This window comes from Cupriavidus sp. FW305-3-2-15-C-LB2 (assembly GCF_058787575.1).
Map to the genome: position 1 here is coordinate 101,979 of NZ_JBYSZW010000010.1, position 25,852 is coordinate 127,830.

Sequence of the window (25,852 nt, forward strand, 5' to 3'; positions counted from 1 at the left end):
ACCGCCGCGCGTTTTGAAAACGACGAGACGCAGGCAGGAATGCGCGTCAGGCCGTCCCGCCCGACAGCCGCCGCGCCTTAGCCATCGAAATGGATCCAGGGCCGGCGCAACCGGTCCGCGCCCTGGAACGCGTCGATGCTTGACGCCAGCTTCAGCGTCAGCGCGATCGGGTCCAGCCCTTCAAGCAGCATCTGCCGCTGCTCGCTGCCCAGCGTGAAGCCGTACCGCGCGCCCGCTGGCGACACCACTTCCAGCTGCCGGAGGTCGACCGTCACCTGCCGCGTGGCCGGCGCTGCGGCGCAGTCGTCGGCGAGTGCCTGCACCGTTGCCATCGGCAGCACCACCGGAAGCAGGCCGTTGCGCACGCAGTTGTTGTGGAAGATGGCACCGAAGCCGGGCGCAACGATGGCGCGGATGCCGAACTCCTTCAGCGCCCACACCGCATGCTCGCGCGAGGAGCCGCAGCCAAAATTGCTTCCGGCCAGCAGGATCGACGCCCCGGTGTACTCCGGCTGGTTCAGCACGAACAAGGGATCGGGGCTGCGGTCCGTCCCCGCCAGGTAGCGCCAGCCGGCGAACAGGCCCTCGGCCAGCCCGTGCCTGGAGACGCGCTTCATTTCCCGCGACGGGATGATGGCGTCGGTGTCGATGTTGATGCGCAGCAGCGGCGCGGCCACGCCGCGATGCATGGTAAATGGCTCCATCTCAGGCTCCCGGCAGCCGGCGCGGGTCGGCGATGCGCCCCAGCACGGCCGATGCCGCCACGGTGACCGGGCTGGCAAGGTGGGTGCGGGTCTGCGGGCCCTGGCGGCTTTCAAAATTGCGGTTGGTGCTGCTGATCACGCGCTGCCGGTGGCCGAAGCTTTCGCCGCCGGCGTAGAAGCACATCGAGCAACCCGATTCACGCCACTCGAATCCCGCTTCACGGAACACGCGATCCAGCCCTTCGGCCTCGGCGGCGCGCTTGACGGCGCTGGAACCCGGCACGCAGATGGCCGTCACGCCGGGCGCCACCTTGCGCCCGGCCAGCACACCGGCCGCGCTGCGCAGGTCCGACAGCCGGCCGTTGGTGCAGGAGCCGATAAATGCGGCATCGATGGCGATGTCCGCCATCCGCTGCCCGGGACGCAGGTCCATGTAGGACAGTGCGCGCTCCATGGCCTGGCGCGTATCGGCATCGATCGCCATGGCGGGGTCGGGCACGGCGCCGTCGACGGCCACGCCGTGCTGCGGGCTGGTGCCCCAGGTCACCATCGGCGCCAGCTGCCTGCAATCCACCGACAGCTCGCGGTCGAACACGGCGTCGGCGTCGCTGTACAGGCTGCGCCAGTGCCACAGCGCTGGTTCCCACTGCGCACCGGCGGGCGCATACGGCCGGCCGGCGAGGTATTCGAAGACCGTGTCGTCGGGCGCGACAATGCCCGAGAACGCCGAGAACTCCACCGCCAGGTTGCACAGCGTCAGGCGCGCCTCGACCGGCAGGCTGCGCACCGCGCTGCCGCCGAATTCGAGCATATGGCCGCCGGCGCCCGCCGCCGAGTAGCGTGCGATCAGCCACAGCATCAGGTCCTTGGCGCCGACGCCCGCTGGCAGCGCGCCGTCGAACGACACCCGCATGGTGCGCGGCCGCGTCACGCGCAGCGTCTGCGTCGCCAGCGCATGTTCCGCCTCGGACGAGCCGATGCCCCAGGCCAGCGCGCCCAGGCCGCCCTGCGTGCAGGTATGGCTGTCGGGACAGACCACGGTGGTGCCGGGCAAGGCAATGCCCTGTTCCGGCGACACCACATGGACGATGCCCTGGCCGGGATCGCCGATATCGAACAGCCGGATGGCCTCGCGCCTGGCGCTGTCGCGCGTGCTGGTGATAAAGGCCTCGCCGCCCGGCATCAGCGTGCTGTCGTTGCGCCCGGGCCGCGTATCGACGATATGGTCCATGGTGCAGAACGCCAGCGCCGGCGCGCGCACGCGCCGCCCGGCCGCGCGCAGCGAGCTCAGCGCGATGCTGCCGGTGCGCTCGTGCAGGAAGACGCGGTCTATATGCAGCAGGCTGGCGCCGTCCAGTTCGGCAATGGCATGCACCTGCCAAATCTTGTCGAACAGGGTCCGGCCCTGGGACATGGCGCTCATCGCTGCGCTCCGATCGCGCGCTCACTCTCCAGCGTGTCGATGGCGTCGCCGCTCATGCCCGTGGCCAGCAGTGCCGTGCGCGAATGCTCGCCGGCGCGCGGCAGGTCGCGGTAGACGTCGAAGCGCCGCCCGTCCATCGCAATCGGCAGCGCCGGCAGCCGCACCTGCTGGCCCGAGGGCAGCGTCACCGGCACCAGCCCGCCGCCCGCGTTCAGGTGCGGATCGTCGAACAGGTCTTCGGGCCGGGAAATCGGCGCGAACGGCAGGCCACACGCTTCCAGCTTCGCCATCAGTTCCTGCTTGCCGAAGCTGCGGAACATCGGCGCCAGCGCGCCCAGCACGCGCGGCCGCTGCCGCACGCGTCCGTCGTTGCGGTCCAGGGTGGGGTCGCCGATGAAGTCGGCCAGTGCAAACGCCTCGCAGAACTTGCGCCACTGCGTGTCGCTGACGATGCCGACAAAGACCGGGGCGCCTTCCATGGTCTCGAAGGTGTCATAAACCCCCCACGCCGAACTGCGCACCGTCATCGGCGGAGCGGGCGTGCCCGTCACGGCCTGCTGTGCCATATGCTGGCCGACCAGGAAGGCCGTGGTCTCGAACAGCGAGCTGCACACATGCTGCCCGCGTCCGGTCCGGTGCCGTTCCTGCAGCGCGCCGAGAATGGCGATCACGCCGAACATCGCGCCGGTGACGTCGATCACCGAGGCGCCGGCGCGCATCGGCTTGCCCGGCAGGCCCGTCATATAGGCCAGCCCGCCCATCATCTGGGTGACTTCGTCCAGTGCCACGCGCCGGTCGTAGGGGCCGGCAAGAAAGCCCTTGGCCGAGCAGTAGATCAGGCCGGGGTTGTGCGCCGCCAGCACGCCGTAGCCGAAGCCGTTCTCGTCCATCGCCCCGGCACGGAAGTTCTCGATCACCACGTCGGCGCTGTCCACCAGCCTGCGCACGGCGTCCCTGCCCGCTGCCGACTTCAGGTCCGCGCACAGGCTCTGCTTGTTGCGGTTGTACATGGCGAAGTAGCCCGCGCCCGAGCCCCCCAGCCGGCGCGTGTTGTCGCCGCCGGGCGGCTCGACCTTGGTCACCTCCGCGCCCATGTCGGCGAGGATCATGCCGATCGCCGGCCCCATCACCATGTGGGTGAATTCGACTACCTTCAGGCCAACCAGCGGCCTGTCCATTGTTGTCATCCGTCGCTCCTGCTGATCATTGCCACGCCGCCAGGACGGCAGGCACGAAGCCCTTGGGCAGGCCGGCCTCCGGCGTGTGCCCGTAAAGCGGTTCGTCCGCCAGGTTGGCCCTGACGATGTCGCGCACGCGGAACAGCGCCTCCAGGTCGATGCCGGTGCGCAGCCCCATCGACTCGAGCAGGAACACCAGGTCCTCCGTCACCACATTGCCGCTCGCACCGGGCGCGAACGGACAGCCGCCGAGCCCGCCCAGCGAGGCATCGACCGTGGTCAGGCCCACGTCGATCGCCGCCAGCACATTGGCCAGCCCCTGCCCGCGCGTGTTGTGCAGGTGGATGCCGCTCAGGTGCTGCTGCCCGATCGCGCGCCATACCGCCAGCGTCAGGCTGCGCACCTGGCGCGGATTGCCGTAGCCGGTGGTGTCGGACAGGCCGACTTCGTCGCAGCCCGCGTCCATCAGCGCTTCGGCCAGCCCGACCACGCGCGCCTCGGCGACCGGGCCTTCCAGCGTGCAGCCGAATGCGGTCGACAGCCCCGCCTCGAAGCGCGGCCGCGCATGGGCCGGCAAGGCGCGGATGCGTTCGGCAATGCGCCGGACCTCGCGCAGCATCTGCTCATGGGTGCGGTTGACGTTGCGCAGGCTGTGCGTCTCGCTGACCGACACCGGGATGGTGAGCTTGTGCACGCCGGCGCCGATGGCGCGCTCGGCGCCCACGTAGTTGGGCACCAGTGCCGCCACCGTGAGCCCGCCGATGCCGAGCGCGTGCGCCACCACCTCGGCCGTGTCCGCCATCTGCGGCAGCACCGTGGCCGGAACGAACGAGCCGACCTCGATCTCGCGCACGCCGGCGGCGGCTTCCGCGCTGATCCAGGCCTTCTTGGCCGCGGTCGCCATCACGCGCCGGGTCATCTGCAGGCCGTCGCGCGGGCCGACTTCGCTGACCAGTACGTCGATGTTCTGCATGTTTGCTGTCATGGGTTTTCCTGTGGTTGGGAATCCTGTGCCGCGAACGCCGCGAGAATCTCGCCCGCGCCCGCGCTCCAGACTTCAGGTCTTGCCATCACGTATTCGAGCGCGGCTTCCAGGTAGCGGATCCGGTGCGGCTGCCCCAGCACCCACGGGTGCACGGACAGCGCGAGGATGCGCCCGCCCTGTTCGCGCGCTTCGTCGAGCAGCAGGTCGCAGGCGTCTTTCACCTGCCGCGCCCACGATGCTTCCGGGTGCAGGTTCTCCATCAGCACGAAGCGGTCCTCGAGCTCGGTCGACAGCGGCATCGCCCACAACTTGCCGTGGCGCGTGCGGAACGGGTAAGGCATGTCGTCGTTGACCCAGTCGCACAGGTACTCGATGCCGTTGGCGCGCAGCAGCTCCGGCGTATTGGCGCTCTGCAGCTTGCCGGGGCTGAGCCAGCCGCGGACGTCCTGCCCGCTGAGCGTACGCAGCCGGTCCAGCGAACGCCGGACGACTTCCGCCTCGACGGCTTCATCCAGGCCGCCGGCGTGTGCGGTGTCCATGCTCCATGAATGGCCGATGATCTCGTCGCCGCGCTCGCTCACCGTGGCGAGCAGCGACGGATACAGCTCGGCCAGCCGCGCATTGATGGCAAAGGTCGGGCGCACGCCGTAGCGGTCGAAGCCGCGCAGCATCCGGTGGATGCCGATGCGGTTGCCGTAGTCGCGCAGCGTGTAGTGGCGCAGGTCCGGATACGGCATGGTCATGTTGCCCGGCACCGCCACCGGTTTGCCGGTCGGGTTCAGCGGGAAGAACTGCAGGCTGACGTTGACCCACAGGGCCAGCGTCTTGCCGCCTGGCCAGCGCACCGGCGCGCGGCTTGCCAGCATCGACCAGTCATAGCGGTCGTGGTCCATGCCGGCGCGGCGGTGCGGGTATTGCGGGGCTTGATGGTCGCGTGGCATCAGCACGCCCTCCGCACCGGGTTGGCTGCGGCAATCGCAGCCGCGGCCGTGTCGTAGCAATGTTCGAGGTAGTAATCGGCGATCTCGCGGCCGGTGGTGACCCAGACATCCGCGTGGCCAGTGATGTATTCCAGCGCTTCCTCGAAGGCGCGCAGCCGGTGCGGGCAGCTGACCTGGTAGTTATGGGTCGGGATGCACATCACGGTGCCGGACTCGGCCCCTTCCGCATAGAGCCGGTCGAAGCAGTCCTTCAGCATCTGCCCGTAGCGGCGCGGCTCGACCTTGTTCACCACGTAGGCGATGGTGTCGTTCATCTCCAGCGAGTACGGCAGCGAGATAAAGCGCTGGCCGCCGCGCACGCGCACCGGCGTGGGCTGGTCGTCATGGAACAGGTCGCAGGTATAGCGGCCGCCCAGTTCGGCGAACAAGTCCAGAGTCGATTCGCTGTGCGACAGCGCTGGCGCCAGGTAGCCGGCCGGCTTGCTGCCGGTGCAGTCCTCGATGATCTGCATCGACTCGCGGATCATCTCGCGCTCCTGTTCCTCGGACATGCCGTAGGTGTAGCGCGTGTTGTAGATGCCGTGCGAGAAGAACTCCCACTCGCGCTCCATGCACATCGCCACGATCTCGGGGTGATGCACGCACAGCGCCGCCGACAGCGACACCGAGCCGCGGATGCCGTACTTGTCCAGCAGCCGCATCTGGCGCTGATGGCCGACGCGGTTGCCGTAGTCGCGGATCGAGTAGCCCGGCACCGCGGGGTACGGATGGGGCCATGCGCGCCGGTGCGGATTGCCTGGCGGGTCGAGTTCATAGAACTCGATGTTGGGCGCGACCCAGAAGGCCAGCCGTGCCCCGCCCGGCCAGCGGATCCTGGGGCGGTCCTGGTAGGGCCAGTAGTCGTAGTAACCGGGGGTTTCAAGCATGTCAGTCCCCCTTGGACAAGCGCGGCGCGGCTTGCCTGTCCTCGAGCCAGTTCTGCACCTCGAGCACGTCGAGCACGTCGGCGTACTTCAGCATCAGGTCGGTCAGGTTGGCGAAGTGGTAGCTCTCATGCTTGTCGGCCACGCACTGCTCCGGCACGATGGTGCGATACCCGCGCGACAGCGAATCCACCGCCGTGGCGCGCACGCAGCCCGAGGTGGAGCCGCCGGTGATGACCACGGTATCCACCTGGTGCCACACCAGCAACGACTGCAGCTGGGTCTCGAAGAACGCCGACGGCATCTTCTTGCAATAGACCACGTCGCGCACCGGATCGACATCGACGCGGCTGTCGAACTGCGCGCGCTCCGACCCATGCTTGATGTTCTGCAGCGAATCCGGCGTATCGGTGCGGGTGCCCCAGATGCCCGCATCCTCGCCGGACGCCATGTACGCCACCCGCGTCCACACCACCGGCCAGCCCAGCGCCCGGAAGCGCCCCGCCAGCCCGTTGATATGCGCCAGCTGCGCGGGATCGGTCTCGTACGCGGTCTTGAAGCGGTCGGTGCAGGTGTAGGCGTTCTGCAGGTCGATATTGACCAGCACCGCCTTGCGCCCGAAGCCGAAGCGCGCCCGGCTGGGGTTGGCCCTGACCTCCTGCCAGATCTGGCGCGCGGTCTTGTCTGACAATTCCATCGGTTTGACTCCGTTCTTTGCTTCTCTGATTGCTGGATGGGTACGCTCACACGCCCAGGTAAGCGGCCCGCAGTTCAGGGGCTGCCAGCAGCGTCCCGGGCGTACCGGAGAACCTGACTTCGCCGTTTTCCAGCACGTAGGCCCGCGAGGCGATTTCCAGCGACAGCGCCACGTTCTGCTCGACCAGCAGGATCGACAGTCCTTCCTTGTGCAGGCGGCGGACCAGGCCGAACATCTCCTCGACCATCAGCGGCGACAGCCCGAGCGAGGGCTCGTCCAGGATCAGCAGGCGCGGATCGCCCATCAGGCCGCGGCCGATGGCCAGCATCTGCTGCTCGCCGCCGGACATGGTGCCGGCGCGCTGGCCCAGCCGTTCGCGCAGGCGCGGGAAGGTATCGAGCACCCATTCCAGGTTGGCCTTGAGCTGGCGCGTGGCGCGGCGGCAGGCGCCCAGCTCCAGGTTCTCCAGCACGGTCAGGTTGGGGAAGATGCGGCGCCCTTCGGGCACCTGGATCAGTCCGGCGCCGACGATGTCCTGCGGCCGGGCCCGGCTGACGTCCCGCCCGTCGAAGCGGACCGTGCCGGAGGTGCCGGACACCAGGCGGCAGGCCGTGTTGATCAGCGTCGATTTGCCGGCGCCGTTGGCGCCCAGCAGGGCCACGATCTCGCCGCGATTCACCTCCACGCTGACGCCGTGCAGCACCTGCACCGCGCCGTAGCCGCTGTGCAGCCCTTGCACCGACAACAGGGTCTCAGGCATGGGCGGCCGCCTCCTGCTGCGCACCGATGCGCTGCGCCATGCCGTGGCCCAGGTAGGCCTCGATCACCTGCGGGTCGCGCGTCACCTGCGCGGGCGAACCCTGCGCGATCAGCCGGCCGCCGGCCAGCACGAATACGTCCTGCGCCAGGCTCATCACCGCCTGCATCACGTGCTCGATCATCACGACGGTGACGCCGTCGTCGCAGATGCCGCGCACCACCGGGATCATCGCGGCGATTTCGCCGGGGTTGAGCCCGGCCAGCACCTCGTCCAGCAGCAGCAGGCGCGGCCGCGTGGCCAGTGCGCGCGCCAGCTCCAGGCGCTTGCGCCCGGCCACGGTCAGGCTCGAAGCGCTCTTGTGCAGCTGGTCTTCCAGCCCGACCCGGCGGGCCACTTCATCGGCCTGTGCCAGCGCCACATTGCGGCCGCGCACATGCAGGTGCGCGCCGACCGCGATGTTCTCGCGCACGGTCTGCCCGGCAAACGGCTGCACGATCTGGAAGGTGCGCGCCAGCCCGAGCCGGCAGATGACATGAGGCGCGAGCCCGTTGAGGGTGCGGCCTTCCAGCTCCACCGTGCCCTGCGTGGGCGCGAGGAAGCCGGACAGCATGCCGAACAGGGTCGACTTGCCGGCGCCGTTGGGGCCGATCAGGCCGGTGATGCGGCCGCGCGCAATGGACAGGTTCACGTCCTGCACCGCCGCCAGGCCGCCGAAGCGGATCGACAGTCCGTGGGTCGAAAGTATGGTCTGCATCGTCATTTCCCTTGCCTTATGCCCTCGCCTTGCGCACCGATCCGGCCGCCCCGGCCAGGCCCTGCGGCAGGAACATCACCATCAGCACCAGCAGCGCGCCGTAGATCACCAGGCTCACGCCCGGCACATCGCCCAGCGCATTGCGCGTCAGCTCGTTGAGCAGCTGCAGCGCCAGCGCGCCGAGCAGCGGGCCGAATACCGTGGCGGTGCCGCCGATCACCGCCCCCACCAGCGCGGCCACCGAAAAGGCCGGACCGTAGGCGATATGCGGATCGAGGTATTGCAGGTACTGCGTATAAAAAACGCCGGCCGCCGCCATCAGCGCCGCGGACATGGCAATGGCTACCAACTTGACGCGCAGCACGTCGATGCCGAGTGCCTTCGCCGCGTCCTCACTGTCCCGCACCGCCATCAGGCAGGCACCGAAGCGCGACCTGCGCAGCCACCACGAGAGGAGAAGGCCCGCGGCGACGAACGTCAGGATGAACCAGAGGTAGCCAGCCTTGCCGGCAAACTGGAGATGCAAGGCACCGGGCTGCAACGGCAACTGCATGCCTGCGCCGGCACCGGTAAAGCCCACCGCATTGGCCACGATGCGCAGCACCTCGGCCACCGCCAGCGTCGCCAGCGAGAAGTACGAACCCTTGAGCCCGTAGCGGAACGACAGCACGCCCACGCCGACGCCGGCGAGCGCGCCGACGCCGGTCGCCAGCACCAGCGCCAGCCACGCATTCATGCCGAACGCGACCTGCAAGATCGCCATGGCATAGGCACCGGTGCCGAAGAACGCCGCGTGGCCGAACGAGAACTGCCCGCCAAAGCCGCCGAGGATGTTCCACGACTGCGCCATCAGCGTCATCAGCAGCACCATCACCAGCAGGTTCAGCGCGAAGCCGGAGGACAGCCACAGCGGCGCCGCGGCAAAGCCGGCCAGAACGATGGCGATCCAGCCGAGCGTGGGAAGAGAAGAAATTCGATTCATGTCAGGCTCCTCGAGTCACGCCTTCGCGCCGAACAGGCCCTGCGGACGGAACAGCAGCACCAGGATGAAGATCAGGAAAATGCCGACCTGGCCCAGGCTGTCGCCCAGCCACAGGCCGCCCAGTGACTCGACCACGCCGATCAGCAGGCCGCCCCACAGCGCCCCGGCGAAGCTGCCCATGCCACCCAGCACGACCACGGTGAAGGCGATCAGCACGAAGCCGTCGCCGACGCGCGGATTGACGTAGTAGGCCGGCAGCAGGAAGCAGGCGGCCGCGCCCAGGCAGGCCAGGCCGATGCCGAAACTGAGCGCATAGACGCGCTCGACATCGATGCCGACCACGCGCGCGCCCTGCTTTTCCCTGGCCACCGCGCGGATGGCGCGGCCCAGCGTGGTGCGCCGGATCATCAGCATCAGCAGGCCGCAGGCCAACAGTGCGCCGGCGAAGGCGATCACCTTGGGCAGCGCGATCGATGCACCCAGCAGCTCGACGGTGGACAGCGCATAGGGCGTGTCGATGGTGTAGGTGTCGGAGCGGAACAGGTACAGCGCCAGGTTCTCCAGCACGATCGAGATGCCCAGCGTGACCAGCAGCACGTTCTGCTCGTTGCCGCGACTTGCCCGCGCGATCAGGTGGCGCTGCAGCAGGTAGCCCGCGGCGAACATGGCCGGCACCATCACCAGCAGCGCCGCGTAGGGATCGACATGGAGCCGGGTAAAGAGGAAATAGACGCCATACAGCGCCGCCATCAGCGCGGCGCCGTGGGCGAAGTTGACGATATGGAGCACGCCGTAGATCAGCGTCAGGCCCAGCGCGACCAGGGCATAGATCGCCCCGGTGGTCAGGCCGTTGAGCCAGGAGGCCCAGAGTATCGGGATATCGAACATTTAATGCGTTCCTCGCGGCAACAGGAGTCCAGCGGTCGGGAAGCGGGCTTCCCGACCGTAGCGACTAGGGATAAACGGCGTACCGGCGCGACCGGCGTGAAGCGCTTAGCTGGCCGGCAGCGGGAACACCGCGTCGACCTGCCGGTAGGCGTTGGGGAAGACCACCTTGATGTCGCCATCCACCACCTGCGTCAGCAGCGGCTGCGCGCCGGTGTTCTGGCCGTTGACGAAGCGCGTCGGCCCGTACGGCATGAAGTGGCTGCTGAAGCTGCTGCTGGCGAGCGCTTCGATCACGCGCTCGCGCTGCGCCGAGCCGGCGCGCTCAATGCTGTCGGCCAGCAGCATGGTGGACGCATAGGTGCAGAAAACCTCGTAGGTAAAGAACAGGCCGCTGGCCTCAACGCGCTTGCGCAGCGCAATGGCGCGAGGATCCCTGGGGTTGTACCAGTGGTTGCAGTCCAGCACATGCTGCGCCGCCGCCGGGAACTCCTTGATGAACTTGAAGCTCGACGCCGCGCCGCCCAGCACCGAGTAGACCGCCTTGGGCCGGAACTTCTGCTGCTGCATGGTGCGCATCAGCAGGGCGTACTCGTTGTAGTAGTTGGCCGCGATCACGATGTCCGGATTGGCCGCCTTCATGCGTAGCACGATATTGCTGAAGTCGCGCGTCGGGTTGGCGTGCTTGACCACCTCCTTCACCTCGAAACCGAACTCCGGCAGGCGCTGGCTCAGCAGCTTGGCCGTGCCACTGCCGAACAGCGATTCCTCGTGGATGATCATCGCCGTGCGCGCGCGGTTGCCGCTGAGCTGGTTGAGCGTGCGCAGGTTGCTCATCGCGGTTTCGGTGGCGACCTTGTAGCCGGGGCCGAAGCGGAACGTGTTGGTCAGGCCGCGCTCGACGATGGCATCGGCCACGCCCACGTCGACCACATGCGCCAGGCCATGCCGCGCCGCCGCCTGCGTGGTGGCCAGGCAGATCGCGCTGGCATAGGCGCCGACCACGGCGCTGACGCCGGCCTCGTTCATCTTCTCGACTTCGGCCGCGCCGATCTCCGGCTGCGACTGGGCATCGCCCAGCACCGCTTCCAGCCTGGCGCCGCCCAGCGACTTGATACCGCCGGCGGCGTTGATGTCGGCAATCGCCAGCAGCGCGCCGGCACGGCATTGCGTGCCGGAAAACGCCAGCGCTCCGGTGACCGGATGCAGCACGCCGATGCGCACCGGCCTGGGCTGGGCCCGTCCGATCTGCGGCGCCAGCGCACCGGCGCCAAGCAGCGCGGCCTGGCCCAGGAACCGGCGTCTTGCCGGATAAGTCTTGGTCATTTCTGTCTCCTCCCGATTTCTTGGATCACCGCGTCGCGGTGGATAGGTCGCGCGCAAGCCAGATACGCGCCTTGTCTTCGCCAGCGCGCGTCAGCGCCATGCGGTAGTCGTAGCATTGCGGGCGATACAGGCCGCTGAGCCACTGGACCGGGTTGCCGTCGACATCGCGCACCACGCGCACCACCGACAGCAGCGCCGCACCCACCGGCTCGTCCAGCAGCGCCGCGGCCTGCGCGTCGGCAAGGCAGCAGGACAGCGTCTGGTCGGCGTGGCCGATGCGAACCCCGCCGCCTTCCAGCAGCGCCAGCATGGGCTGCTGCTGCAGCGCGCCCGGTGTCAGCAACAGCGCCACGTGCGGCGGCGACCATGTCGTGATCAGCGAGACCGGTTCGTCCCGGTGCAGGCGCACGCGCATCACGTGCAGGGCTTCGTCCCGCTCCGCCAGCCGCAGCGCCTCCCGGACGTGCGTGGGGCAGCTCCGCATGCCGAAATCGACCACCCGCACCGAGGTGCCGGCGACGACTTCGAGCAGGCTGTCGAGCAGGCCGCACATCTGCGCTGGTGGCCTGTTCAGCCGAACCTGCTCGATATTGACGAATGTCCCCTGCCCGGGCCGCCGGTAGATCAGGCCTTCCTGGAGCAGCTCGGCTAACGCCCGCCGCACCGTCACCCGCGCCACGCGATACTGCTCCATCAAGCGGAACTCGGCCGGCAGCCCGCTCTCGTCGTATAACCCGTTCAGGATTTTCTGCCGCAGCACCAGGTAAATGCGGTGATACCGCGGCATCGGCGAATTTTGGTTTCCCATAAATGGCGGCTGCTATCTTTCGACCCGTTGAAATTTATCGGTTCACCGACATCGATACTTCCCGTTCAGGCCAATTAGTCAAGGGAATATCGGCTCTGAAGCATGGACCGAAAGATATATCAGTATTATTGTCGCTTCAATAGGACAACTAATAGGACATCGTAGATATTTTCCCCAATGAGACATGGAATGAAAGCCAGCCCTTAATAAAAAGTCAGGGGTCGTCCGGATTACTCAGTAAATGCTTCAGACGCTCCGGAAACACCAGCGCGAGCCGGACAGCGCCAGGCATGGCGCACCAAAAAAAAAAAAAGCCCCGCCATCAAGGCGGGGCTGAAGCTGCTGACTGGGGTTTCGTTGGCGGCCCGAACGACATCTGGCAGCTACCCCGGCAGCGCACTCCGGATCAGCAGGTTGACGCGTTCCGGCTGCTCATGGATCACCCAGTGCGTGCCCTCGGGGATGCGTTCCAGGCGCAGGTCAGGCACGAAGTCGCCCAGCCCGTCCACCAGCGACTTCGGCAGCGCGCGGTCGCGTTCGCCCCAGATCACCAGCGTGGGTACCTTGACCACAAACGCGGCCGAATCCAGGCGCGAGATATCGGGCGGCGGCTCGCCCTCGCCCGGCGGGTGCATGGGCGAGGCGCGGTAGAAATTGACGCCGCCGGTGAGCGGATGGACGCCGGCGTCCTGGCCTTCGCCCGGCTGGGACCATGCCGCGTGGTACCTGGCGCGCGTCTCCGGCGTGTACCATGCCGCCGGCTTGCCGTCGGCCTCGGCCAGCATCCGGTCCAGCAGCGCGAAGTCGTTGGCGGCCAGCGCCTTTTCCGAGCCCGGCTTGCGCAGCCAGTTCATGTAGGCGGAAGCGGCCTGCTGCTCGGGATCGGTGGCCAGAGCGCGCGCAAACAGGTACGGATGCGGCGAGTTGACGATGACGAGCTGGCGCACCAGCTGCGGGAACTGGATCGCCAGGTTCCAGCAGATCGCCCCGCCCCAGTCGTGCGCCACCACCACGGCCTGGTCATAGCCCAGCGCGCTGACCAGCTGCACCAGGTCTTCGACGATATGGCGCGGCCGGTAGGCCTCGACCTCGGCGGGCTTGCTCGACAGGTTGTAGCCGCGCAGGTCCGGCGCCACGGCAAAATGCGTGCGTCCGAACTCGGCCAGCTGGGCCTCCCATTCGAACCAGAATTCAGGAAAGCCGTGCACGAACAGCATCAGCGGCTTGCCGCGCTCGCCCGCGCTGGCGTAGTGCAGGCGGGTGCCGTTGGGCAGCGTGGCGTACTGCAGGTGGCGGATCACGGCGGCGGGGGCAGCCATGTTGTTCTCCATATGCGGTCCTCCTCGTTGTGGCGTTGTGCTGGCGTCAGCCGCGCAGCGCGGCAACGAGGCCCGCGCGGACCTCGGGCTTGTCGGCAAACGGATCGCCGGGATTGCGCTGCCCGACGATGTCCTCGAAGCGCTGGCGCACGGGGGCGAGCGCCTGGGGGTGGGAATAAATATAGAAGCTTTCGTCGCGGATGGCATCGAAGGTCAGCTGCGCGACCTCGGCGGCGGTCACCTTGCCGGAGCCGACGGCCTTGTCCGACAAGGCCTGCGACACCAGCTGCGAACGCGTCGGCGGCGCCTGGTTGGCCAGGTCGGCGGGCCGGTTGCGCTGGGACTGGTTGATGCCGGTGGGCACGAAGTACGGGCACAGCACCGAGCAGCGCACCTGCTCCGTCACCAGGCCCAGGTCCTGGTACAGGGTTTCGGTCAACGCCACCACCGCGTGCTTGGACACGTTGTACACGCCCATTGCCGGCGGGTTCAGCAAGCCCGCCATCGACGCCGTGTTGACGATATGGCCCTGGTAGGCCGGATCCTTCTCCGCCGCGGCCAGCATCAGCGGCGTGAAGATGCGCACGCCGTGCACGACGCCGTACAGGTTGACACCCAGCACCCACTCCCAGTCCTTCTCGGAGTTCTCCCAGATCAGGCCGCCCGCGCCCACGCCGGCGTTATTGAACAGCAGGTTGACCTGGCCGAAGGCCTCGATGGCGGCATCGGCCAGCGCCTGCACCTGGTCGGCACGCGAGACGTCCGTGCGCAACCCGATCACCGGCACATTGCGTGCCTTGAATTCCGCCACGGTCGCGTCCAGCGCGTCTTCCTGCACATCCGCCAGCACCAGCTTCATGCCGAGGTCGGCGGCAATGTGGGCAAACTCCTTGCCGAAACCCGAGGCGCCGCCGGTAATGACAGCCACCTTGTTGGAGAAGTCCTTCATATCGTCTGTCCTGTCGCGTGATTCGTTTTGGGAAACGGCGGGCCGTGTGCCATGCGCGCTCAGGCGGCGCGCTGCACCTGGTAGCCCTGCCGCGGGAAATGCACATTGAGCGCGCCGGCGCGCGGGTCCTGGCGGCGCAGCGTGACGCGGCGCGCGCTCAGCGCCAGCAGCACGCCGGCCACCGGGTCGCGCGCATAGTCGGTCGGCGTGACGGTGACGGCGTCGCCGGCCTGCAGGCCGGCATCCACGACCACGCCCTCATCCAGCGCCAGCGGATCGGCACTGCGCGCGGCGCCGATCGCGTCCTCGCTGTCGATCACGCGCGGCCGGCCATGGCCGAAGGTGTTCATGCGCGCATACCAGGCCTGCAAGCGCGGATAAGCCTCCAGCAGCTGCGCCAGCGCGCCGGCGCGGCGGATAAACCAGAGGTTGTGGTACAGCGAGAAATCGGCAACCGACAGCGCCGGCCCGGCCACATGCCCGATCCCGGCAGCGAACTGCGTTTCCAGTTGGCCGAACGTTTCATGCAGCAGCGCGGTGGCTTCGGGCAACGGCATGCGCAGCGCATTGGTGTCGCCACGCATGGCCTTGCGGTCCGCGCTGAAGGCCTGGACCTGCGCCGGCGACAGGTGGCCCAGCATGCTGGCAACGCCGGCCGGCTGGAACACATAGGTCACCGATGCCGTGAACAGCGCCGCATCGAACCAGGCTGCCGCGACCCGCGCCGCCGCGGCCTGGGCCGGCGGATACAGCGCCGGCGCGGGCGCCAGCGCGTCCAGCACCTCGCAGATCAGCGCGGTATCGCAGTAGATATCGGCACCGACCTGCAGCACCGGCGTGCGGCGGTAGCCGCCGGTCAGCGCCAGCAGGTCAGGCTTGGGCAGGATGGCGGGGATTTCCACCGCGTGCCAGGCCAGTCCCTTGGCGCCCAGCAGCAGGCGGACCTTCTCGGAGAATGGCGAAGTTGCGTACTGGTGAAGAATGATGTCGGCCATGCGATCCAACTCCATGTTTGCCAGCGGGTGCCGTGCGGTTCAGTCCAGCAGGTCCGGCTGCTCCTTGACGATGCGGGCATAGAGCGGCTGGAACTGGAACCAGCCCGCCTGCGCCGTGCCGACGATCGAATAGGCCTGGCGCGCGGCCGCATCGGAGATCAGCTTGAGCGGCGCCTGGGTGCGCGCCGCGGCGGCTTCGGCCAGCAGCTGGACCTGGCAGGAGCGCTCCATGGTGATGAACCACCAGGCGGCTTCGTCCACGGTCTTGCCGACCGTCAGCAGGCCATGGTTCTGCAGGATCGCGGCCTTGTTCTGGCCCAGCGCATTGGCGATGCGCTGGCCTTCGTCGAGCTCCACCACCACGCCGCCGAAATCGTCATAGACCGCATGATCCTGGTAGAACGCGCACACGTCCTGCGTGAGCGGATCGAGCGGGCGGCCCAGCGTGGACCACGCGCGGCCATGGGTGCTGTGCGAATGCGCTGCCGCGACCGCGTCGGAGCGGGTCTGGTGCACGCGCGAATGGATGGCGAAGGCCGCGGCATTGACCGGGTAGTCGCCCTCGACCACGTCGCCGTGGTGGTCGCAGCGGATCAGGTTGGAGACCTTGACCTGGCTGAAATGGACGCCGAAGGGATTGACCCAGAAGGTATCGGGAAACTCCGGGTCGCGCGCGGTGATATGGCCGGCCACGCCTTCGTCGAAACCGAACCTGGAAAACAGCCGGAAGGCCGCGGCCAGGCGCTGCTTGCGGTGCAGGCGCTCTGCGGCGGCGGTGGCGAACTGCGGCGGGCGCGGCAGGTTGCGGTAGCGGGCCTTGACCTCTTCGGGCAGGCCGGCGCCGATCTCGTCGCCGCTCTGGATTTGCGGGGCTTGCGGGGCTTGCGGGGCATTCATCGGTGTCTCCATCTTTTTGGTGAAATCCGTTGCCCGCGGCGCGCCCGGCAGGCGCGCCGCGGCCCTGCATGCGCCGGTCAGACCAGCTTGACCAGCTGCTTGCCGAAGTTCTTGCCCTTGAGCAGGCCGATAAAGGCTTCCGGCGCGCTGGCCAGGCCTTCGGCAATGCTCTCGCGGAACTTGAGCTTGCCCTGGGCGACGGCGGTGCCCAGTTCCTTCAGCGCCTGCGGCCAGACCTCCATATGCTCGGAGACGATAAAGCCTTCGATGGTCAGGCGCGACACCAGGATCAGCTGCGGGTTCTTCAGCGGCAGCGGCTGACCGTCATAGCCCGCGATCATGCCGCACATGGCGATGCGGCCGAAGGCGTTCATGCGCGTCAGCACGGCGTCCAGGATATCGCCGCCGACATTCTCGAAATAGCCGTCGATGCCGTCCGGGGTGGCTTCCTTGAGCATCTTGTAGAGTTCCTTGGGATCCTTGGCCGCCTTGTAGTCGATGCAGGCATCGAAGCCCAGCTCATTGACCACGTAGTCGCACTTGTCCTTGCCGCCGGCAAAGCCGACCGCGCGGCAGCCGGCCAGCTTGGCCAGCTGCCCGACCACGCTGCCCACTGCGCCGGAGGCAGCGCTGACCGCGATGGTCTTGCCCGGCTTGGGCAGGATGATCTTGTTCAGGCCATACCAGGCGGTCACGCCCGGCATGCCGACCGAACCGAGGTAGGCCGACAGCGGGATATGCGTGGTGTCGACCGGCTGCAGGCCGGTGCCGTCGCTGACGCCCATCTCCTGCCAGCCGAACATGCCGACCACCTTGTCGCCTGGCTTGAACTTGCTGTTCCTGCTTTCCACCACTTCGCCCACGGTGCCGCCGATCATGACCTCATCGAGCGGCTGCGGCGCGGCGTAGGACTTGCTGTCGTTCATGCGGCCGCGCATGTACGGGTCCAGCGACAGGTAGTGGTTGCGCACCAGCACCTGGCCGTCGGCGATCTGCGGCACGGGCACTTCTTCCAGGCGGAAATTGGCCGGCGTCACCGCGCCTTCGGGACGCGAGGCCAGGACGATGCGCTTGAACGTTTTGGACATGGTCGATTCCTTTCAGTAGGAATATGGAACGGCTTGAATACTGCGTCGGGAAGGGACAGCCGCGCTGCCCCGTCTGCTGCATCGGTGCCGGCGCTCAGCCGTCGGCACCGGTATCGGTCTCACCCGGGCGCTGCGGCGGCATGCGCCGGATGTACTTGAAGGTGCCCGAGCCGCGCGCCACGGTCTTGCCGTCGGCGTCGACGATCTCGGCTTCGCAGAACACCATGGTGGTGGTGCGGTGCACGGTGGTGCCGCGCGCGGTCAGCGCGCCGCGCCCCGGCGCCATGAAGCTGGTCTTCATCTCGATGGTGACCACGCCCCGGCCATCCGCGTCGCTGCTGCGGCCGGCCACCGCCATGGCCACGTCGAGCAGCGTCATGATTACGCCGCCGTGGGCCATGTCCCAGCTGTTCTGGTGGCGCTTCTCGATCGGCAGCGCGATCTCGCTGCGGCCGCCTTCGGCGAGGTTGCAGGTCACGCCGAGGTCGGCGAGGAAGGGAATGTGGGTCAGGGGGCCTTTGAACTGGTTCATGGCAATTGCGAGTCCGAGAATTAGGTGCCGGCGAGGCCGAGGCCTTGCGCCGGCCCCAAGTTTGAGGGCAATCCGGGATTCCGCCAAGCCGCACGGTGCGGCTTGCCCGGAATGCGCCCTGCCCGGCTCAGACCGCGCTGACGCCGCCGTCCACCGCCAGGATCTGGCCGGTGATGTGTTTGCCGGCGTCGCTGGCAAACAGCAGCGCGGCGCCCTTCAGGTCCTCGTCGTCGCCCAGGCGGTGCAGCGGCACGCCGGCGCACATGGCCTCAACGCCCATGCGCTCGAGCGAGCCCTTGGTCATCTTCGACGGGAAGAAGCCCGGCGCGAGCGCGTTGACGGTGATGTTGTGCTCGCCCCACTCGGCCGCCAGCGTGCGCGTGAAGTTGACCACCGCACCCTTGGAGGTGTTGTAGGCAATGGTCTCCATGCTGCCCGGCGGGTTGCCGGCCAGCCCCGCGATCGACGCCACGTTGATGATGCGGCCGTAGCGGCGCGGGATCATCGACAGCTTGCCGATGCGCTGGCTCAGCAGGAACAGGCCGCGGATGTTCAGGTTCATCACCTTGTCCCAGGCTTCGACCGGATGGTCTTCGGCCGGGGCGCCCCAGGTGGCGCCGGCGTTGTTGACCAGGATGTCGACGTGGCCCAGCTTCGCGATGGCCTCGTCGGCCAGGCGCGCGATCTCCGACTCCTGCGAGCCGTCGGCGGCGATCCAGTCGGCCTCGATGCCGAGCGACTTCAGGTGCGCCTGCGCCGCCTGCAGCTCGTCGGCCTTGCGCGCCGACAGCACCAGGCGCGCGCCCTGCTCGCCCAGCGCCTCGGCAATCTGCAGGCCAAGCCCGCGCGAGCCGCCGGTGATCAGCGCGGTCTTGCCCTTCAGGTCAAACAGTTGCTGGATGGTACGCATATTGTCTTCCTTCGTTCTGTAGTGTTCGGGGATGGGCAAGCGCCGCTCAGAACCACGCGTCCTGCATGTCGAGCGTGGTGCGGTCGAGCGACTCGAGCAGCGCCAGCTGCGGGCCGACCTTAGGCAGCTCCCAGCGGAAGAAGTAGGCCGCCGCGGCCAGCTTGCCGCGGTAGAAGTCCTCGTCTTCCTTGCCGTTCGCGCGCGGCAGCGCGGCTTGCGCCAGCAGTGCCTGTTCCAGCCAGATCCACGCCACCACCACGTGCCCGAAGGCCTCCAGGTAGACCGAGGCATTGGCCAGCGTCACGTTGGGGTCGCCCGCGCTCCACAGCGCCTGCGTGACCTCGGCCAGGCGCTTGGTGGCGGTGCCGAGGGCGCCTGCCTGCTGCGACAACTCGGCATTGCCGGCGGCGAGCGCGCGGGTGATGGTGTCCTGCACGCGCTCGCCCAGCAGCTTGAAGGCGGCGCCGTCCTTCATCACCACCTTGCGGCCCAGCAGGTCCAGGCCCTGGATGCCGTGCGTGCCTTCGTGGATCGGGTTGAGGCGGTTGTCGCGGTAGAACTGCTCGACGTTGTACTCGCGCGTATAGCCGTAGCCGCCATGCACCTGGATCGCCAGGTTGTTGGCCTCCAGGCACCATTGCGACGGCCAGCTCTTGGCGATCGGGGTCAGGATATCGAGCAATAGCGCCAGGCGCGCATGCGCGGCTTGGTCGCCGGCGGCCGCAGCGGCCTCTTCCTCGTCGACCAGGCGCGCGCAATAGAGGTTCAGCGCCAGGCCGCCTTCGACATAGCTCTTCTGCGCCAGCAGCATGCGGCGGATATCGGCGTGCTCGACCAGCTTCACCTGCGGGCTGGCCGCATCCTTGCCGCCGGGGCCGACCGCGCGGCCTTGCGGGCGGTTGCGCGCGTAGTCCAGCGCGTGCAGGTAGCCGGTATAGCCCAGCATCACCGCGCCCAGGCCCACGCCGATGCGCGCCTCGTTCATCATGTGGAACATGCAGGCCAGGCCCTTGTGCGGCTCGCCCACCAGGTAGCCGATCGCGCCGGCCTTGCCGCCCGGCCGGTACTTCATGCCTTCGCCGAAGTTGAGCAGGCAGTTGGTGGTGCCGCGGTAGCCCATCTTGTGGTTCAGGCCGGCCAGCACCACGTCGTTGTGCTCGCCCAGCGAGCCGTCTTCATTGACCAGGTACTTGGGCACGATGAAGAGCGAGATGCCCTTCACGCCCGGGATCAGCTTGCCGTCCGGGCCGGGGATCTTGGCCAGCACCAGGTGGACGATATTTTCCGACAGCTCGTGCTCGCCGGCAGAGATCCACATCTTGTTGCCGCGCAGCCGGTACTGCGCGCCCAGCGGCGATTCGCCCTCGTACTCGGCGCGCGTGGTGATGTCCGACAGCGACGAGCCCGCCTGCGGCTCGGACAGGCACATGGTGCCGAAGAAGCGACCGTCCATCTCCGGCTTGACGAAGGTCTCGACCTGCGCCGGCGTGCCGTGCGTCAGCAGCAGGTTGGCGTTGCCGATGGTCAGGAACGGGTACGAGCTGGTGCCGACGTTGGCACCCTTGAAGTAGGCAAAGCCAGCCTTCTCGACCACCACCGGCAGTTGCATGCCGCCCAGTTCGTAGTCCTGGCCGGCGGCCATCAAGCCGGCCTCGCAGAAGGCCTTCAGCGCGGTGCTGACCTCGGGGATGATGCTGACGGTCTCGCCGTCGAAATGCGGCTCTTGCTGGTCGTTCTTCTTGTTGTGCGGCGCGAACAGGTCGGTGGCGATTTTCTCGCAGGTGTCCAGCGCGGCGTCGAAAGTCTCGCGCGAGTGGTCGGCATAGCGCGGGATGCGCGTGAGCTCGTCGACCCTGAGCCATTCGTACAGCACGAAATTCAGGTCGCGGCGGGATAGGATCATCGACATGGTGTCTCCATGCGGCGCACTGCGTGGCGTGCCGCGAGTTCTTTTTGCTAGCATGGGAGGCGCCGGGCGCGGTCAAAAAAGGGCGCTGCCGCGCCCTTCCCTGCGTGCCGCTCAGGCGCCTTCGCCAAGGCGCGCGATCGTTCCCTGCGCCACCGCGCAGAGCCTCTCCTCGCCATCCCTGACGACGTACACGTCGCAGCGCACCACCGCCTGCTGGCGGCCGGCGCTGACGCATTCGGCGCGGGCGATCAGCAGCTCGCCGATCGCCGGGCGCACGTAGTTGATCTTGTACTCGGATGTCACGACCGGCACCGCCATGGCCGCGCCGCCCGCGTAGGTCAGCGCATTGTCGGCCAGGTAGCTGACCACGCCGCCGTGCAGGAAGCCGTGCTGCTGCCGCAGGTCCTGACGGATCGGCAGGCGCAACTCAGCCTTGCCCGGCGACAACGCCGCCAGTTCGGTGCCGACCAGGACCGAGAAGGGCTGGCTGGCCAGCACCTCCCGGCCCCAGGCGAGCATGTCGGCGGGCGTGGCCCGCGCGGTGCCCGCAGCCGACATCAGAGCACTTCGAACAGGCCGGCCGCGCCCTGGCCGCCGCCGATGCACATGGTCACCACCACGTACTTGACGCCGCGGCGCTTGCCTTCGATCAGCGCATGGCCGACCAGGCGCGCGCCCGACACACCGTAGGGGTGGCCCACGGCGATGGCGCCGCCGTTGACGTTCAGCCGGTCCATCGGGATGCCGAGCGTGTCGGCGCAGTACAGCACCTGCACGGCGAAGGCTTCGTTCAGCTCCCACAGGCCGATGTCGTCGACCTTCAGGCCGGCCTTCTTCAGCAGCTTGGGCACAGCAAAGACCGGGCCGATACCCATCTCGTCCGGCTCGCAGCCAGCCACGGCAAAGCCGCGGAACACGCCCAGCGGCTGCAGGCCGCGGGCCTCGGCGACGCGCGCATTCATCACCACCGCTGCCGAAGCGCCGTCCGAGAACTGCGAGGCATTGCCGGCGGTGATCACGCCACCCGGCACCGCGCTGCGGATCTTGGACACGCCTTCCAGCGTGGTATCGGCGCGGATGCCCTCGTCGGCGGAGACGGTGACTTCCTTGGTCACCAGCTGGCCGGTCGATTTGTCGGCCACGCCCGCCAGCACCGTCATCGGCACGATCTCGTCCTTGAACTTGCCGGCTTCCTGCCCGGCGGCGGCGCGTTGCTGGCTGCGCACGCCGTACTCGTCCTGGCGCTCCTTCGAGATGTTGTAGCGCTTGGCCACGTTCTCGGCGGTCTGCAGCATGTTCCAGTAGATTTCCGGCTTGTTCTTCAGCAGCCAGCTTTCCTGGACCATATGGCGGTTCATCTCCTGCTGCACGCACGAGATGCTTTCCACGCCGCCGGCGACGAAGATGTCGCCCTCATCAGCGATCACGCGCTGCGCGGCCATGGCGATGGTCTGCAGGCCGGACGAGCAGAAGCGGTTGACGGTGGCGCCGGGCACGGTCACCGGGCAGCCGGCGCGCAGTGCGATCTGGCGTGCGATGTTGGCGCCGGTGGCACCTTCCGGGTTGGCGCAGCCCATCAGCACGTCTTCCACTTCGGCGGCCTCGATCTTGGCGCGGGCAATGGCGTGCTGGACGGCATGACCGCCGAGCGTGGCGCCGTGGGTCATGTTGAAGGCGCCCTTCCAGCTCTTGGCCAGCGGGGTCCGCGCGGTGGATACGATGACTGCTTCGTTCATGTCTTGCTCCTCGGATTCTCTTGTGTCGTTCAGTTCGGTGGTTCGGTTCAGCCCTGGCCCTTGAGCAGTTCAGCGGACGTGACGCGCGCAACGCCGGCGGCGCCGAGGTCCTGCCATGCTTTGGCCAGCGACCCTTCCAGGTCGATGGCGCGGCAGGCATCCTCGATCACCGCGGCCGCGAAGCCCGCGGCGCGTGCATCGAGCGCGCTCCAGGCCACGCAGTAGTCCGTCGCCAGACCCGCGCAGAACACGCGCCTGACGCCATGCTCGCGCAGGTAGCCGGCCAGCCCGGTGCGCGTGGTGCGGTCCGCCTCCAGGAAGGCGGAGTAGCTGTCCACATCGGCGTGATGGCCCTTGCGGATCACCAGCCGCGCATGCGGCACGTGCAAGCCCGCATGCAGCGCAGCGCCGGGCGTGCCCTGCACGCAGTGCACCGGCCACAGCACCTGCTCGCCATACGGCAGCGCCAGCGTCTGGAACGGCTGCGTGCCCGCATGGTTGGCCGCGAACGAGACGTGGCTGACGGGATGCCAGTCCTGCGTCAGCACCACATGACCGAACGCACGCGCCAGCCGGTTGATGACGGGCACCACTTCATCGCCGTGGGGCACGGCAAGCGCGCCGCCCGGCATGAAGTCGTTCTGCACGTCGATCACCAGCAGGCAATCGTCCGGTCCGATGGTGGTGTTCATCTCAGCTCCAGGCTGAACCATGTGGCGGTATTAACCGTTGAAGCCCTTGCCTTCGTCCGCCAGCTTCTGCAGCAGCGGCGCGACCTGCCACGCTTCACCGTGGTAGCCCTTGGCGTAGCGCTTCATCGACAGCGCCACGTTGTACAGGCCGACCTGGTCCGCGTACAGCATCGGGCCGCCGCGGAACAGCGGGAAGCCGTAGCCGGTCAGGTACACCATGTCGATATCCGAGGCCTTGGAAGCAATGCCTTCCTCCAGGATCCTGGCGCCTTCGTTGACCAGCGCGAACACCAGGCGCTCGACGATCTCTTCGTCAGAGATCTTGCGGCGCGTGATGCCCAGGTCCTTCGAGTGCTGCACGATCATGTCGTTGACCTGCTGGTTCGGGTACGGCTTGCGGTCGCCCGCCTTGTAGTCGTACCAGCCCGCGCCGGTCTTCTGGCCGAAGCGGCCCATCTCGCACAGCAGGTCGGCGGTCTTGGAATACTGGATCTCCGGCTTGTCCACCGCGCGGCGCTTGCGGATGGCCCAGCCGATGTCGTTGCCGGCCAGGTCGCCCATGCGGAACGGGCCCATGGCAAAGCCGAACTTCTCGATGGCCTTGTCGACCTGCTCCGGCAGCGCGCCTTCGTCCAGCAGGTAGCCAGCCTGGCGGCTGTACTGCTCGATCATGCGGTTGCCGATAAAGCCGTCGCAAACGCCCGACACCACCGCGGTCTTCTTGATCTTCTTGCCGACCTGCATGACCGTGGCCAGCACGTCCTTGCCGGTCTTCTCGCCGCGCACCACTTCCAGCAGCTTCATCACATTGGCCGGGCTGAAGAAATGCATGCCGACCACGTCCTGCGGACGCTTGGTGAACGAGGCGATCTTGTTGACGTCCAGCGTGGAGGTGTTCGAGGCCAGGATCGCGCCTTGCTTGGCGACTTCATCCAGCTTCTTGAACACGGTCTCCTTGACGCCCATCTCTTCGAACACGGCCTCGATGATCAGGTCGGCGTCCTTGAGGTCGTCATAGGACAGCGTGGTGCTGAGCAGGCCCATGCGCTGCTCGACCTTCTCTTGCGTGAGCTTGCCCTTCTTGGCGCTGTTCTCGTAGTTCTTGCGGATGATGCCGACGCCGCGGTCGAGCGCTTCCTGCTTGGTTTCCAGGATGGTGACCGGGATGCCCGCGTTGAGGAAGTTCATGCTGATGCCGCCGCCCATGGTGCCGGCGCCGATCACGGCGACCTTCTCGATCTTGCGGGTCGGCGTGCCTTCGGGCACATCGGGGATCTTGCTGGCGGCACGCTCGCCAAAGAAGGCGTGGCGCAGCGCGCGCGATTCCGGCGTGGTAACCAGGTAGAGGAAGCCCTCGCGCTCTTGCTTCAGGCCCTGTTCGAACGGCTTGAGCGAGCCGGCCACCGCTTCCAGGCACTTCAGCGGCGCCGGGAAGTTCTTGGCCATCGCGGCCACGGTATTGCGGGCAAAGCCCAGGTAGCCTTCGGGGTTCTCGTGGCGCACCTTCAGGTCGCGCACCTTCGGATGCGGGCCGGTGGCGGCGCCAACGTTCTGCGCGAACTTGACCGCGGCGGGCAGCACGTCACCGTCGACGATTTCATCGAACAGCTTGGTGCCGGCAAACTTCTCGGACAGCACCGGGGTGCCCGACACGATCATGTTGGCCGCGGCCTCCAGGCCGATCACGCGCGGCAGGCGCTGCGTGCCGCCGGCGCCCGGCAGCAGGCCCAGCTTCACTTCCGGCAGCGCGATCTGGGCGCCCTTGGACGCCACGCGGTAGTTGCAGCCCAGCGCCAGCTCCAGGCCGCCACCCATGGCGACCGAGTGCACGGCGGCCACGACCGGCTTGGACGAGCCTTCCAGCACGCGGATCACCGAGTGCAGCGTCGGCTCCTGCATGGCCTTGGGCGTATTGAATTCACGGATGTCGGCGCCGCCCGAGAAAGCCTTGCCAGCGCCGGTGATGACGATGGCCTTGACGGCGGCATCGTCCAGCGCACGGGTCATGCCTTCGACGATGCCAAGCCGGGTGCTGTGACCCAGGCCGTTGACAGGGGGATTGTCGAGCGTGATGACGGCTACGCCGTCCTGAACCTGATACTGCGCTGTCATGCTGGTTCCTTTGGTGTCAAAAGTTGTCTCGGGATTCGAATTCTCGAATTCAATTTTTACTGCACGGCGCGGCCGGCAGCGGCCGGCGACTGCTGCGGGAGGCTGCCGTCATGAGCGGGTAAACCCTCCGCCCGACCTGCCGCTTTCCCGCGTCCCGCAACGCCTTCCGGCGCCTGGGCGAAACAAGCATACACAAAATAGCACGGTCGTTCAATTTTAATTTTCGGACTTTTCCGGCGACATGCGCGGCGCTAATGCCGCCCCTGACCGCGATGCATGGCGGGGCGCCTGACGCGGTGCCAAATCGTCCCGCCATGGCGGATAAAGCACTTGCCGAGTGCGACTGA

Annotated in this window: 25 protein-coding genes; all 25 read right to left on the bottom strand. The window is 67.7% G+C overall.

Annotation, left to right across the window (positions count from 1 at the left end; all coding sequences use genetic code 11):
- Positions 1-77: 77 nt before the first annotated feature.
- The 25 genes from leuD to AC3WRR_RS10435 all read right to left on the bottom strand — a co-directional run bounded on the left by leuD (position 78) and on the right by AC3WRR_RS10435 (position 25,505).
- A complete protein-coding gene (gene leuD, locus AC3WRR_RS10315; RefSeq protein WP_010810022.1) occupies positions 78-704 on the bottom strand; it encodes a 3-isopropylmalate dehydratase small subunit in 627 nt (208 codons plus the stop codon).
- A 1-nt stretch (position 705) separates the two neighbouring features.
- The gene (locus tag AC3WRR_RS10320) at positions 706-2,127 is read right to left on the bottom strand and encodes a 3-isopropylmalate dehydratase large subunit (protein ID WP_492296859.1); all 1,422 of its coding nucleotides are present in this window, start codon (positions 2,125-2,127) and stop codon (positions 706-708) included.
- Complete coding sequence (locus AC3WRR_RS10325; protein ID WP_439668817.1) at positions 2,124-3,314, bottom strand: CaiB/BaiF CoA transferase family protein; 1,191 nt, start codon at positions 3,312-3,314, stop codon at positions 2,124-2,126. The genes AC3WRR_RS10320 and AC3WRR_RS10325 overlap by 4 nt, the downstream gene beginning before the upstream one ends.
- A 16-nt stretch (positions 3,315-3,330) precedes the next feature.
- Positions 3,331-4,290 carry a hydroxymethylglutaryl-CoA lyase gene (locus AC3WRR_RS10330; RefSeq protein ID WP_011615144.1) on the bottom strand — a complete coding sequence of 320 codons (960 nt, stop codon included), beginning with the start codon at positions 4,288-4,290 and terminating at the stop codon, positions 3,331-3,333.
- On the bottom strand, positions 4,287-5,231 hold the full coding sequence (locus tag AC3WRR_RS10335) for a polysaccharide deacetylase family protein (protein ID WP_010810026.1): 945 nt from the start codon (positions 5,229-5,231) through the stop codon (positions 4,287-4,289). Before AC3WRR_RS10335 ends, AC3WRR_RS10330 begins: the two co-directional genes overlap by 4 nt.
- Positions 5,231-6,157, bottom strand: coding sequence for a polysaccharide deacetylase family protein (locus AC3WRR_RS10340; protein WP_492296861.1), 927 nt, complete (start codon positions 6,155-6,157; stop codon positions 5,231-5,233). The genes AC3WRR_RS10335 and AC3WRR_RS10340 overlap by 1 nt, the downstream gene beginning before the upstream one ends.
- A gap of 1 nt (position 6,158) precedes the next feature.
- Positions 6,159-6,851 carry an isochorismatase family protein gene (locus AC3WRR_RS10345; RefSeq protein WP_492296863.1) on the bottom strand — a complete coding sequence of 231 codons (693 nt, stop codon included), beginning with the start codon at positions 6,849-6,851 and terminating at the stop codon, positions 6,159-6,161.
- A 46-nt stretch (positions 6,852-6,897) separates the two neighbouring features.
- Positions 6,898-7,611, bottom strand: coding sequence for an ABC transporter ATP-binding protein (locus tag AC3WRR_RS10350; protein ID WP_439668810.1), 714 nt, complete (start codon positions 7,609-7,611; stop codon positions 6,898-6,900).
- Complete coding sequence (locus tag AC3WRR_RS10355) at positions 7,604-8,371, bottom strand: ABC transporter ATP-binding protein (protein ID WP_439668807.1); 768 nt, start codon at positions 8,369-8,371, stop codon at positions 7,604-7,606. The genes AC3WRR_RS10350 and AC3WRR_RS10355 overlap by 8 nt, the downstream gene beginning before the upstream one ends.
- Positions 8,372-8,381: 10 nt before the next feature.
- The gene (locus AC3WRR_RS10360) at positions 8,382-9,347 is read right to left on the bottom strand and encodes a branched-chain amino acid ABC transporter permease (RefSeq protein WP_010810031.1); all 966 of its coding nucleotides are present in this window, start codon (positions 9,345-9,347) and stop codon (positions 8,382-8,384) included.
- A gap of 15 nt (positions 9,348-9,362) precedes the next feature.
- On the bottom strand, positions 9,363-10,235 hold the full coding sequence (locus AC3WRR_RS10365; RefSeq protein ID WP_010810032.1) for a branched-chain amino acid ABC transporter permease: 873 nt from the start codon (positions 10,233-10,235) through the stop codon (positions 9,363-9,365).
- A 105-nt stretch (positions 10,236-10,340) separates the two neighbouring features.
- Positions 10,341-11,558 carry an ABC transporter substrate-binding protein gene (locus tag AC3WRR_RS10370; RefSeq protein WP_010810033.1) on the bottom strand — a complete coding sequence of 406 codons (1,218 nt, stop codon included), beginning with the start codon at positions 11,556-11,558 and terminating at the stop codon, positions 10,341-10,343.
- Positions 11,559-11,583: 25 nt separating this feature from the next.
- The gene (locus AC3WRR_RS10375; RefSeq protein WP_010810034.1) at positions 11,584-12,366 is read right to left on the bottom strand and encodes a GntR family transcriptional regulator; all 783 of its coding nucleotides are present in this window, start codon (positions 12,364-12,366) and stop codon (positions 11,584-11,586) included.
- Positions 12,367-12,749: 383 nt separating this feature from the next.
- Complete coding sequence (locus AC3WRR_RS10380; RefSeq protein ID WP_492296867.1) at positions 12,750-13,697, bottom strand: alpha/beta fold hydrolase; 948 nt, start codon at positions 13,695-13,697, stop codon at positions 12,750-12,752.
- 34 nt (positions 13,698-13,731) lie between these two features.
- Positions 13,732-14,634, bottom strand: coding sequence for an SDR family oxidoreductase (locus tag AC3WRR_RS10385; RefSeq protein WP_010810036.1), 903 nt, complete (start codon positions 14,632-14,634; stop codon positions 13,732-13,734).
- A gap of 59 nt (positions 14,635-14,693) precedes the next feature.
- On the bottom strand, positions 14,694-15,629 hold the full coding sequence (locus AC3WRR_RS10390) for a glutathione S-transferase family protein (RefSeq protein ID WP_010810037.1): 936 nt from the start codon (positions 15,627-15,629) through the stop codon (positions 14,694-14,696).
- Positions 15,630-15,668: 39 nt separating this feature from the next.
- On the bottom strand, positions 15,669-16,526 hold the full coding sequence (locus AC3WRR_RS10395; protein ID WP_058697278.1) for a class II aldolase/adducin family protein: 858 nt from the start codon (positions 16,524-16,526) through the stop codon (positions 15,669-15,671).
- Positions 16,527-16,603: 77 nt separating this feature from the next.
- Positions 16,604-17,614, bottom strand: a complete 1,011-nt coding sequence (locus tag AC3WRR_RS10400; RefSeq protein ID WP_011615136.1) for an NADP-dependent oxidoreductase — start codon at positions 17,612-17,614, stop codon at positions 16,604-16,606.
- Positions 17,615-17,708: 94 nt separating this feature from the next.
- Entirely contained in the window at positions 17,709-18,146 is a 438-nt protein-coding gene (locus AC3WRR_RS10405; RefSeq protein ID WP_010810040.1) for a PaaI family thioesterase, read from the bottom strand.
- Positions 18,147-18,273: 127 nt separating this feature from the next.
- On the bottom strand, positions 18,274-19,056 hold the full coding sequence (locus AC3WRR_RS10410; RefSeq protein ID WP_010810041.1) for an SDR family oxidoreductase: 783 nt from the start codon (positions 19,054-19,056) through the stop codon (positions 18,274-18,276).
- 46 nt (positions 19,057-19,102) lie between these two features.
- Complete coding sequence (locus AC3WRR_RS10415) at positions 19,103-20,965, bottom strand: acyl-CoA dehydrogenase (RefSeq protein ID WP_492296869.1); 1,863 nt, start codon at positions 20,963-20,965, stop codon at positions 19,103-19,105.
- Positions 20,966-21,076: 111 nt separating this feature from the next.
- Positions 21,077-21,523 carry a PaaI family thioesterase gene (locus tag AC3WRR_RS10420; protein ID WP_492296871.1) on the bottom strand — a complete coding sequence of 149 codons (447 nt, stop codon included), beginning with the start codon at positions 21,521-21,523 and terminating at the stop codon, positions 21,077-21,079.
- A complete protein-coding gene (locus AC3WRR_RS10425) occupies positions 21,523-22,701 on the bottom strand; it encodes an acetyl-CoA C-acyltransferase (RefSeq protein ID WP_010810044.1) in 1,179 nt (392 codons plus the stop codon). Before AC3WRR_RS10425 ends, AC3WRR_RS10420 begins: the two co-directional genes overlap by 1 nt.
- Before the next feature lie 47 nt (positions 22,702-22,748).
- The gene (gene pncA, locus AC3WRR_RS10430; RefSeq protein ID WP_011615134.1) at positions 22,749-23,393 is read right to left on the bottom strand and encodes a bifunctional nicotinamidase/pyrazinamidase; all 645 of its coding nucleotides are present in this window, start codon (positions 23,391-23,393) and stop codon (positions 22,749-22,751) included.
- Between the two features lie 30 nt (positions 23,394-23,423).
- Positions 23,424-25,505: a 3-hydroxyacyl-CoA dehydrogenase NAD-binding domain-containing protein gene (locus AC3WRR_RS10435; RefSeq protein ID WP_010810046.1), complete on the bottom strand. Its 2,082-nt coding sequence runs from the start codon at positions 25,503-25,505 to the stop codon at positions 23,424-23,426.
- Between the last annotated feature and the right edge of the window lie 347 nt (positions 25,506-25,852).